This is a genomic window from Caballeronia sp. (assembly GCF_049581465.1).
Lineage (GTDB): Bacteria > Pseudomonadota > Gammaproteobacteria > Burkholderiales > Burkholderiaceae > Caballeronia.
This window is the reverse complement of sequence record NZ_JBAUSA010000329.1, coordinates 1-10917: the sequence shown is the minus strand read 5'-3', so window position 1 is coordinate 10917 and position 10917 is coordinate 1. Positions and strand designations below refer to the sequence as shown.

Annotated in this window: 11 protein-coding genes; all 11 read left to right on the top strand. The window is 58.2% G+C overall.

Annotated features, from left to right (window positions below; genetic code table 11):
* Window positions 1–869, top strand: an 869-nt coding sequence (gene nuoH, locus WCA53_RS08240; RefSeq protein ID WP_423907843.1) for an NADH-quinone oxidoreductase subunit NuoH, incomplete at its 5' end; no start/stop codon positions are given.
* Window positions 870–887: 18 nt separating this feature from the next.
* Window positions 888–1376, top strand: a complete 489-nt coding sequence (nuoI, locus tag WCA53_RS08235; RefSeq protein ID WP_423907841.1) for an NADH-quinone oxidoreductase subunit NuoI — start codon at window positions 888–890, stop codon at window positions 1374–1376.
* Window positions 1377–1529: 153 nt separating this feature from the next.
* Window positions 1530–2228 (top strand): NADH-quinone oxidoreductase subunit J, encoded by a 699-nt coding sequence (locus WCA53_RS08230; RefSeq protein WP_423907838.1) that lies wholly within the window; start codon window positions 1530–1532, stop codon window positions 2226–2228.
* 13 nt (window positions 2229–2241) lie between these two features.
* Window positions 2242–2547: an NADH-quinone oxidoreductase subunit NuoK gene (gene nuoK, locus WCA53_RS08225; protein WP_031360677.1), complete on the top strand. Its 306-nt coding sequence runs from the start codon at window positions 2242–2244 to the stop codon at window positions 2545–2547.
* Between the two features lie 17 nt (window positions 2548–2564).
* The gene (gene nuoL / locus WCA53_RS08220) at window positions 2565–4649 is read left to right on the top strand and encodes an NADH-quinone oxidoreductase subunit L (RefSeq protein WP_423907834.1); all 2085 of its coding nucleotides are present in this window, start codon (window positions 2565–2567) and stop codon (window positions 4647–4649) included.
* Window positions 4650–4660: 11 nt separating this feature from the next.
* A complete protein-coding gene (locus WCA53_RS08215; RefSeq protein ID WP_423907832.1) occupies window positions 4661–6151 on the top strand; it encodes an NADH-quinone oxidoreductase subunit M in 1491 nt (496 codons plus the stop codon).
* Window positions 6152–6175: 24 nt separating this feature from the next.
* A complete protein-coding gene (gene nuoN, locus WCA53_RS08210; protein ID WP_423907830.1) occupies window positions 6176–7654 on the top strand; it encodes an NADH-quinone oxidoreductase subunit NuoN in 1479 nt (492 codons plus the stop codon).
* Entirely contained in the window at window positions 7654–7950 is a 297-nt protein-coding gene (locus WCA53_RS08205; protein WP_423907828.1) for a DUF2818 family protein, read from the top strand. Before nuoN ends, WCA53_RS08205 begins: the two co-directional genes overlap by 1 nt.
* Window positions 7951–8024: 74 nt before the next feature.
* Complete coding sequence (locus tag WCA53_RS08200) at window positions 8025–8639, top strand: NUDIX domain-containing protein (protein WP_423907825.1); 615 nt, start codon at window positions 8025–8027, stop codon at window positions 8637–8639.
* 991 nt (window positions 8640–9630) lie between these two features.
* Complete coding sequence (locus tag WCA53_RS08195; protein ID WP_423907822.1) at window positions 9631–10077, top strand: DUF1178 family protein; 447 nt, start codon at window positions 9631–9633, stop codon at window positions 10075–10077.
* A 73-nt stretch (window positions 10078–10150) separates the two neighbouring features.
* Window positions 10151–10917 (top strand): acyl-CoA dehydrogenase family protein (locus WCA53_RS08190; protein ID WP_423907820.1); only part of this gene is annotated, 767 nt, incomplete at its 3' end.

Sequence of the window (10917 nt, the reverse complement as noted above, 5' to 3'; positions counted from 1 at the left end):
GTCTTCTGCAGCCGATCGCCGACGTGCTGAAGCTGCTGCTGAAAGAAGTGATTCAGCCGACGCAAGCCAGCAAATGGATCTACCTGATCGCGCCGATCATGACCGTGGTTCCGGCGTTCGCGATCTGGGCGGTGATTCCGTTCCAGGCGAAAGCGGTGCTCGGCGACATCAACGCGGGCCTGCTCTACGTGATGGCGATTTCGTCGGTCGGCGTGTATGGCGTGATTCTCGCCGGCTGGGCGTCGAACTCGAAGTACGCGTTCCTCGGCGCAATGCGCGCAGCGGCCCAGATGGTCTCGTACGAAATTTCAATGGGCTTCGCGCTCGTCGTCGTGCTGATGGTCACGGGCAGCCTGAACATGTCGGCCATCGTGGTTTCGCAGCAGCACGGCATGTTCGCGAACATCGGCGTCAATTTCCTGTCGTGGAACTGGTTGCCGCTGTTGCCCATGTTTGTCGTGTACTTCGTGTCGGGTATTGCGGAAACGAACCGTCACCCGTTCGACGTGGTGGAAGGCGAGTCGGAAATCGTCGCGGGCCACATGATCGATTACTCGGGCATGGCGTTCGCGCTGTTCTTCCTGGCCGAGTACATCAACATGATCGTGATTTCGGCGATCGCCACGACGTTCTTTCTCGGCGGATGGACCGCGCCGTTTGAGTTCCTGTCCTTCATCCCGGGCGTTTTCTGGTTCGTGCTGAAGATCTTCGCGTTGCTGTCGGTGTTCATCTGGGTTCGTGCGACGTTCCCGCGATACCGCTACGACCAGATCATGCGTCTCGGCTGGAAAGTCTTTCTGCCGGTGTCGGTGATTTGGGTGGTCGTGGTCGGCTTCTGGATCATGTCGCCGCTGAACATCTGGAAATAATGGGCGGATGAAATAACCATGAACGCACTACAGAATTTCTTCAAGACGTTTTTCCTGACCGAGTTGCTGAAAGGCCTCGCGCTGACGGGCGGTTACGTTTTCCAGCGCAAGATCACGGTTCAGTTTCCGGAAGAGAAGACACCGATTTCCCCGCGTTTTCGTGGCCTGCATGCATTGCGCCGCTACGAAAATGGTGAAGAGCGCTGCATCGCGTGCAAGTTGTGCGAGGCCGTTTGCCCGGCGCTCGCCATCACCATCGAATCGGAAACGCGTCCTGACAATACGCGCCGCACCACGCGTTATGACATCGACCTGACCAAGTGCATCTTCTGCGGATTCTGCGAAGAAAGCTGCCCGGTCGATTCGATCGTCGAAACGCACATTCTCGAGTATCACGGCGAGAAGCGCGGCGACCTGTACTTTACGAAAGAGATGTTGCTTGCCGTGGGCGATCGCTACGAGACGGAAATCGCGGCAGCGAAGGCGGCTGACGCGCCTTATCGTTGAGTCGCTTCCAGTGCTCGTTACGACGCTGTTCCTGCATTTGAATTGACCTGCTGTTCCGGCCCGCGCGCCGACAAGTTGTAGTTGCGTTTTGCATAAATCCGCAGCACGGCGCGCTTGTGTCAAAACACAAAGCCTAACGATGAACCGGTAATCATGGAATTCACGACCGTACTGTTTTACATCTTCGCGCTGCTGCTGGTTGTCTCGGCGCTGAAGGTGATCACTTCGCGCAATCCGGTGGCGTCCGCGCTGTTCCTCGTGCTCGCGTTCTTCAACGCAGCCGCGATCTGGATGTTGTTGGAAGCCGAATTCCTCGCCATCTTGCTGGTCCTCGTCTACGTCGGCGCGGTGATGGTGCTCTTCCTGTTCGTCGTGATGATGCTCGACATCAATCTCGACGTCCTGCAGAAAGACTTCAAGAAGTTCGTGCCGATAGCGAGCATCGTGGGCGCGATCATCATCGTTGAAACCGCGCTGATCCTGTGGCACGGCTACGGCGCGACGGTGGCGCCGGTGCGCGACGCCATGCTCATCAAGGGCGTGGGGGCAGGGGTCGGGCCGAACGAAGTCATGTCGAATACGCAGTTGATCGGCAAGGTCATCTACACCGACTACATCTTCGCGTTCGAAATCGCAGGCCTGATCCTGCTGGTCGCGATCATCGCGGCGATCTCGCTGACGATCCGCGAGAAGAAGGACAACAAGCACCAGAAGGTGAGCGACCAGGTGAAGGTGCGGGCGAAGGATCGCGTGCGGATCGTGAAGATGAAGTCCGAGTCGGACGCGCCGGACGCCGCGAAACCGCCTGTCACCGACAGTGTCGGTGCCGGCACGGTCGACAACAAAGGCTGAGGAGAAACCCACCATGTTGAGTCTTGCCCATTACCTCGTGCTTGGCGCGATCCTGTTCGCGATCAGCATCGTCGGGATCTTTTTGAACCGCCGCAACGTGATCATCATCCTGATGGCGATCGAACTGATGCTGCTCGCGGTGAATACCAATTTCGTCGCGTTCTCGCATTACCTCGGCGACATCCACGGCCAGATCTTTGTGTTCTTCGTGTTGACGGTGGCCGCGGCGGAAGCGGCGATCGGCCTCGCGATTCTCGTGACATTGTTCCGTAGCCTCGACACGATCAACGTCGAAGATCTCGATCAGCTCAAAGGTTAAATTCAGGCAAGACAGATATGTCCATGACACTCAATGAAAACCTGCTGCTCACGATTGCGCTGGCGCCGCTTGCCGGTTCGCTGATCGCCGGGCTGTTCGGCTGGAAGATCGGGCGCAAGAGCTCGCATCGCATCACGATCCTCAGCGTGGCGATATCGTTCGTGCTTTCGTGCTTCGTCCTCGTCGACGTGATGCAGGGCGCTAGCTTCAACGCCACCATCTACGAATGGATGACGGTCGGTCCGCTCAAGATGGAGATCGGCTTCCTGGTCGACTCGCTCACCGCGATGATGATGGTGATCGTCACCTTCGTCTCGCTGATGGTGCACATCTACACGATCGGCTACATGGCAGACGAGGAAATTGGTTACGAGCGGTTCTTCTCGTACATCTCGCTCTTTACGTTCTCCATGCTGATGCTCGTGATGAGCAACAACTTCCTGCAGTTGTTCTTCGGCTGGGAAGCGGTGGGCCTGGTGTCGTACCTGCTGATCGGCTTCTACTACACGCGCCCGACCGCGATCTACGCGAACATGAAGGCGTTCATCGTCAACCGTATTGGTGACTTTGGTTTCCTGCTGGGTATCGGCTTGATTCTCGCGTTCGCCGGTTCGCTGAATTACGGCGATGTCTTCGCGCACCGCACGGCGTTGGCTGGCATGACGCTCCCGGGCACGGACTGGGGCTTGCTGACGGTCGCCTGTATTTGCCTGTTTATTGGCGCGATGGGTAAGTCGGCGCAGTTCCCGCTGCACGTGTGGCTCCCGGATTCCATGGAAGGCCCGACGCCTATCTCGGCGCTGATCCACGCGGCAACCATGGTGACGGCTGGTATTTTCATGGTCACGCGCATGTCGCCGTTGTTCGAATTGTCGGATTCGGCGTTGTCGTTCGTGACGGTGATCGGTGCGATCACGACGCTGTTCATGGGCTTCCTCGGTGTGGTGCAGAACGACATCAAACGCGTGGTGGCTTACTCCACGTTGTCGCAACTCGGCTACATGACGGTCGCGCTCGGCGTCTCCGCGTATCCGGTCGCCGTGTTCCACCTGGCTACACACGCATTCTTCAAGGCCTTGCTGTTCCTTGGCGCGGGTTCGGTGATCATCGGAATGCACCATGACCAGGACATCCGCAACATGGGCGGCCTGCGCAAGTACATGCCGATCACGTGGATCACGTCGCTGATTGGATCGCTCGCCTTGATCGGCACGCCGTTCTTTTCGGGCTTCTACTCGAAGGATTCGATCATCGATGCCGTGAAGGCTTCGCATATCGCCGGCTCGGGTTTTGCGTACTTCGCGGTGGTGGCAAGCGTATTCGTCACGGCGCTGTACTCGTTCCGCATGTACTTCCTCGTGTTCCACGGGGAGGAGCGTTTCCGCGGCCCGAAGCATCCGGAAAGCCCCATGGGGATTGCAGCAGCGGAAGCTGCACTGCACGCTCATGATTCGCATGGACATGACGCTCACGGCCACGACGATCATGGTCACGGCCACGCGCACGAACCGCACGAAACACCATGGGTCATCACGCTGCCGCTGATCCTCCTGGCAATTCCATCGGTGATCGTCGGTGCATTGGCGATCGGTCCGTTGCTCTACGGCGACTTCTTTGCGCACGGCGTGGTGTTCGACAAGGTTATTGCTATTGGCGACAACCATCCGGCCCTGCGCGAGATGGCCGAGGAATTCCACGGCTGGCTTCCGATGGGACTGCATTCGTTGCAGGGGTTGCCGGTTTGGCTGGCGCTGGCGGGTATCGTGGTCACGTGGTTCCTGTATCTCAAGCGTACGGATCTGCCGGGCGTGATCAAGCAACGCTTCCTGCCGATCTACAACTTGCTCGATAACAAGTACTACCTCGACAAGATCAACGATGTTGTATTTGCAAAGGGTGCGGTCGCGATTGGCCGCGGACTCTGGAAAGAGGGTGACGTCGCGGTTATCGACGGTATCGTCAACGGCATGGCGAAGTTCGTTGGCTGGTTTGCCGGCGTGATTCGCTTCCTTCAATCCGGTTACATCTATCACTACGCGTTCGCCATGATCATTGGCATGTTGGGGCTCTTGACCCTGTTTGTAACGCTCGGCGGCAAATAAGGCGGGGACCTATGCACTCTTTACCAATTCTTAGTCTCGCGATCTGGTTGCCGATCATTGTCGGCATCCTTGTACTGGCGGTGGGCAGTGACAGCAATCCGGGACCCACGCGCTGGGTCGCGCTGATCGGCTCGGTGGCCGGTCTGCTCGTCACCATTCCGCTGATTACCGGTTTCGATAGTTCCACGGCCGCGCTCCAGTTCGAAGAGAAAACGAGCTGGATCGAACGCTTCAACATTACGTATCACCTGGGTGTCGACGGCATCTCGATGTGGTTCGTCGTGCTGACCGCGTTGATTACGGTGATCGTGGTGATTTCAGCCTGGGAAGTGATCACGGTACGCGTGGCGCAGTATTTCGCCTCGTTCCTGATCCTGTCGGGTTTGATGATCGGCGTGTTCTCGACGGCCGACGGCATGTTGTTCTACGTGTTCTTCGAAGCCACGCTGATCCCGATGTACATCATCATCGGCGTGTGGGGTGGACCGAATCGCGTGTATGCCGCGTTCAAGTTCTTCCTGTACACGCTGATGGGCTCGCTGCTGATGCTGGTCGCGTTGCTGTACCTGTACACGCAGACGCATACGTTCGAGATCGCCGCATGGCATGACGCGAAGATTGGCTTCACGCCGCAGATATTGCTGTTCATCGCGTTCTTCCTGGCCTTCGCCGTGAAGGTGCCGATGTGGCCGGTTCACACATGGTTGCCTGACGCCCACGTGGAAGCGCCGACCGGCGGTTCCGTCGTACTGGCTGCGATCATGCTGAAGCTCGGCGCGTACGGTTTCATCCGTTTCTCGCTGCCGATCGCCCCCGACGCCAGCCATTTCCTGGCGCCGGTAGTGATCACGTTGTCGCTGATCGCGGTGATCTACATCGGCCTGGTTGCGCTGGTGCAGGAGGACATGAAGAAGCTGGTCGCGTATTCGTCGATTGCGCACATGGGCTTCGTCACGCTCGGTTTCTTCATCTTCAGCCAGCTCGGCGCAGAAGGCGCGATCGTCCAGATGATCTCGCACGGCTTTGTCTCCGGCGCGATGTTCCTGTGTATCGGTGTGTTGTATGACCGCATGCACTCGCGCCAGATTTCGGATTACGGCGGTGTGGTCAACGTCATGCCAAAGTTCGCCGCGTTCGCGATGCTGTTCGCGATGGCCAACTGCGGCTTGCCGGCCACGTCGGGCTTCGTCGGCGAGTTCATGGTGATCCTGGCTGCGGTGAAGTTCAACTTCTGGATCGGTTTCCTGGCTACATTCACGCTCGTTCTCGGCGCGGCTTACACGCTGTGGATGTACAAGCGCGTGCATTTCGGCGCGGTTGCGAACGACCATGTCGCGAAGCTCAAGGATCTCAGCACCCGCGAGTTCTTCATGCTGGGGGTGCTCGCCGCGTTCACGCTGTACATGGGCCTGTATCCGAAGCCATTCACCGATGTGATGCACGTATCCGTGGAAAATCTTCTCTCCCACGTCGCGCAGTCCAAACTGCCGCTGGCCCAGTAACGCGTGCGGAGAAACTAATAGATCATGCAAAACGCCTCCATGAGTACCTTGTTACCCGACGGTCTATTGATGTTGATGATCGTCGTGGCGTGGTTGAACGACACCATCTTCGGCGAGTCGAGCCGGCGCTCGACTTACCTGATCGCGGTGGTTTCCACGACCGTTGTCGGTTTCTGGTTTGCCTTTACGGCACTCGATCCGACGCCGCATTACTTCTTCACCCGCATGTATGTTGTCGATCCGTTTGCGAGCGCGATGAAAGCGGTCGTGACGCTCGGCTACGCGGTGTCGATCGTTTATTCGCGCAAGTACCTGGAAGATCGTGACCTGTTCCGCGGTGACTTCTTCCTGCTCGGGCTGTTTTCGCTGCTCGGCCAGTGCGTGATGATTTCGGGCAACAACTTCCTGACGCTGTATCTCGGCCTGGAACTGATGTCGCTGTCGCTCTACGCGGTGATCGCGTTGCGCAAGGACTCGCCGCAAGCCAACGAGTCCGCGATGAAGTACTACGTGCTGGGCGCGCTTGCTTCGGGTTTCCTGCTCTATGGCATCTCGATGTTGTACGGCGCGACGGGTTCGCTCGAACTGAACGAAGTGGCCAAGGCGATTGCGACGGGCCGCATCAACGACGCGGTCCTGTTGTTCGGCGTGATCTTCGTGGTGGCGGGTGTGGCCTTCAAGATGGGCGCGGTGCCGTTCCATATGTGGGTGCCTGACGTGTATCAGGGCGCGCCGACCGCGATGACCTTGATCACCGGCGGTGGACCGAAGGCTGCGGCGTTTGCGTGGGGTCTGCGTTTCCTGGTGATGGCGCTGCTGCCGCTGGCGGTGGACTGGCAGGAAATGCTCGTGATCCTCGCTGCGTTGTCGCTGATCGTGGGTAACGTGACGGGTATCGTGCAGAAGAACATCAAGCGGATGCTGGCCTACTCGGCCATCTCGAACATGGGCTTCGTGCTGCTTGGCATGCTGGCCGGCGTGGTCGATGGCAAGGCGGACGGTGCCGCGAACGCGTATAGCTCGGCAATGTTCTACAGCATCATCTATTTGATTACCACGCTTGGCACGTTCGGCATGGTGATGTTGCTGGCACGCAAGGATTTCGAAGCGGAAACGCTCGAAGACTTCAAGGGCCTGAACCAGCGCAGCCCGGTGTTCGCATTCGTGATGATGATCATGATGTTCTCGCTCGCCGGTATTCCACCCATGGTCGGCTTCTACGCGAAACTCGCGGTGCTTGAGGCAACGATGAACGCTGGCCTGACATGGCTCGCTGTGCTGGCCGTGCTGTCGTCGCTCGTGGGTGCGTTCTACTACCTGCGTATCGTGAAGCTGATGTACTTCGATGCCCCGACGGACACATCGCCGATCGTCGCCGACAACCTTAAGCGTGCGTTGCTCGCGTTCAACGGGTTGGCGGTGCTGGTGCTCGGTATCGTGCCGGGTCCGCTGATGAGCGCATGTCTCGCGGCGATCACGCACACGCTGCCGTTCCAGTTGTAATGTCGGCTGCGGGTTGGTTTATTGTGTTGTTGGCGCTGGTCGGCGCCAACCTTCCGTTCGCGAACCAGCGTCTTTTCGCCGTCCTGCCGATGAAGGCGGAGAAGAAAAACGCGTGGTTCCGGATTGTTGAATTGATCGTGCTTTATTTTGTCGTGGGCGCGCTCGGTTTTATGCTTGAGGCGCGCGCGGGTAATCGTTTCGAACAGGGCTGGCAGTTTTATGCTGTTACCTTCAGCCTGTTTATCGTGCTCGCGTTCCCCGGCTTCACCTATCAGTATCTCGTCAAGCGCCGTTGACGCCGGCGGCCGCTGGGGGGCTTGGCGGCCTCAGCGATCTCCTCGCGCTCGACGCGTTTTCCTCAAGGCGCACGATGGCTGACAGTCTTCCTTTGAAGCACATTCCTTTCCCCGATTCCGACGACGGCCTGATCGAGAAAACGGTGTCGAGCGAACTGCTGCATGAGGGCAAGTTCCTGACGCTCAAGCGCGACACAGTCGAACTTCCGGATGGCAAGTATGCTACCCGCGAGTTTGTCGTGCATCCGGGCGCGGTGATGATCCTGCCGCTTTTCGACGATGGCCGAGTGTTGATGGAGCGGCAATATCGCTATCCGGTTGGGAAAGTGCTGCTCGAATATCCGGCGGGCAAGCTTGATCCGAATGAGAGCGAGTTGACGTGTGCGAAGCGCGAGTTGCAGGAAGAAACGGGTTATACCGCGCGCGAGTGGTTTTTTCTGACGCGAATTCATCCGGTTATTTCGTATTCGACTGAGTTTATCGATTTGTATTTGGCTCGCGGATTGACGGAAGGCGAGCGCAAGCTCGATGACGGCGAGTTCCTCGATACGTTTATTGCGGATCGTGCGCAAATTTTCGAGTGGATCAGGAGCGGCGATATCAGCGATGTTAAGACGATCGTGGGGAGTTTCTGGCTCGAAAAGGTGATGAGCGGGGAGTGGGATCTGGGCGATCCGGCCGTGGAGTAGGTGGTTTGAGGCGGTGCTGCTTGCGGCGAGTGTGGAGGGAGGTTTGAGGCGGTTCTGCTGGCGGCGAGTGTGCGGAGAACGTTGAGTCCTTCTTCTGGCGTGGTCGTTCTGCTTAAGTCGGATTTCTTGCTTATTACTGTTAGCCCCTATCCGGGGCGGGACTTCATTTCTTTGCAACCCGCGCAAAGAAACGAAGCAAAGAAACGCGTTTTAACCCGCGAATACCTAAGTGTCGTCGTTGTCCATTTCAGGTTTTTGGCACGAACGTAGCGCGGCCCCAAACATTTAACGCGCGGACAAACAACCATCCCAAGCACCAACGCCGCCGACACGCTTCGCCTCCAGCGCCAAAACGCCCCACAATTTCCACGCTTCCGACCTTCCGACCTTCTGACGTACAGGGACTGGCGGTTGGTCCACGCGTGTTCAGCGGACGTTAATTGAGTCCATGGTGACCGTATCCCAACGTTGTTTTCTTGAGGCGTTGGAGGCGAAGCGTGTGCGCGGCGTTTGAGTGAGAGGAGGGTGTTCAACTGCGGGATAAGATTTCGGGGCCGTGCTATGTTCGTGCCAAAAACCTGAAGTGATCGACGACGACACTTAGGTATTCGCGGTTTGGACGCGTTTCTTTGCTTCGTTTCTTTGCGCGTTTGCAAAGAAATGAAGTCCCGCCCCGGATAGGGGCTAACAGAAATAAGCAAGAAAATCCGACTTAAGCAGAACGACCACGCCAGAAGAAGGACTCAACGCTCTCCCCACACTCGCCGCGAGCAGTACCCCTCCCTAACCCCACACTCACCGCGAGCAGCACCCCCAAAACCCTCCCCCTCGCCGCACGGCACAATGGCCCGTCGGCACAAGATCCCCTCTCCGGCTAGAATTGAAGTCTGTCCTGTCCCAAACGATCTTTTCCGCTCGCATCACAAATTTACGAACGACCGTTCACAAAATACGTTTTTGCGATTAAACTTTCTGGCAAGCCCCGATCAGCATGAAGGTTCTCGATTTGAAGTGCTCGCTCGACCATCGGTTCGAAGGCTGGTTTGCTTCGACCGATGAGTTCGAATCCCAGTTGTCGCGCAAGCTCGTGGCCTGCCCGATCTGCTCGACAACGGACGTGAGCCGTATGCCATCGGCGCCGCGCCTGAATTTATCGTCGGCTCGTTCGGACGACAGCGCGCCCGTTTCCACCGCAGCGAAGGGTGGAGATTCGGCGCAACAGGCGCGCGCGCTGAACTTCATGCGGGAAATTCTCGCGAAGACCGAGAACGTGGGTGAGCGTTTTGCCGAAGAAGCAAGGCGCATGCATTACGACGAAGCGCCCGCGCGCAACATTCGCGGTGTCGCTACGCCGGAAGATGCGCACGCTTTGATGGAAGAGGGCATCGACGTGATGCCGTTACCTGTGCCGGCCTCACTCAAAGAGCCGCTGCAATGAGCTGAATGCTTTTCACAGCTTAGCGCGCGTGTCTCCTCGTGGCCGAATCGGGTCATGACAGGAGACACTACGCATGGACCTGAACTATTCCCTCGCAGACAGCGCGTTCCGCGCTGACATCCGCGCCTGGCTCGACGCCAACCTGCCGCACGCGCTGCGCGCCAAGGTGCTCGACCACAAACGCCTTAACCGTGACGACTACGCGAGCTGGCACAAGCTGCTCGGCACGCGCGGCTGGTCGGTGATCGCCTGGCCGAAAGAATTCGGTGGTCCCGGCTGGAGCGCCACGCAGCGCCATATCTGGGATGAAGAATGCGCGCGGATCGGGGCGCCCGGCGTGTTGCCGTTCGGCGTATCCATGGTCGCGCCGGTGATCATGAAATACGGCAGCGACGCCCAAAAAGCCCATTACCTGCCCCGTATCCTCGACGGCACCGATTGGTGGTGCCAAGGCTATTCGGAGCCGGGTTCGGGTTCGGATCTCGCCTCCTTGAGAACGCGCGCTGAGCGGCACGGGGATCACTACATCGTCAATGGCCAGAAAACCTGGACGACGCTCGGCCAGCACGCCGACATGATGTTCTGCCTCGTTCGTACCGACAGCGGCGCGAAGAAGCAGGAAGGCATTTCCTTTCTCTTGATCGACATGAAGACGTCCGGCGTGACGGTGCGTCCGATCATCACGCTCGATGAAGATCACGAGGTCAACGAAGTGTTCCTCGAAGACGTGAAAGTGCCGGTCCAGAATCTGGTGGGCGAGGAGAATCGCGGCTGGACTTACGCGAAGTACCTGCTTGGACACGAACGCACGGGCATTGCTCGCGTGGGGCAATCCAAGCG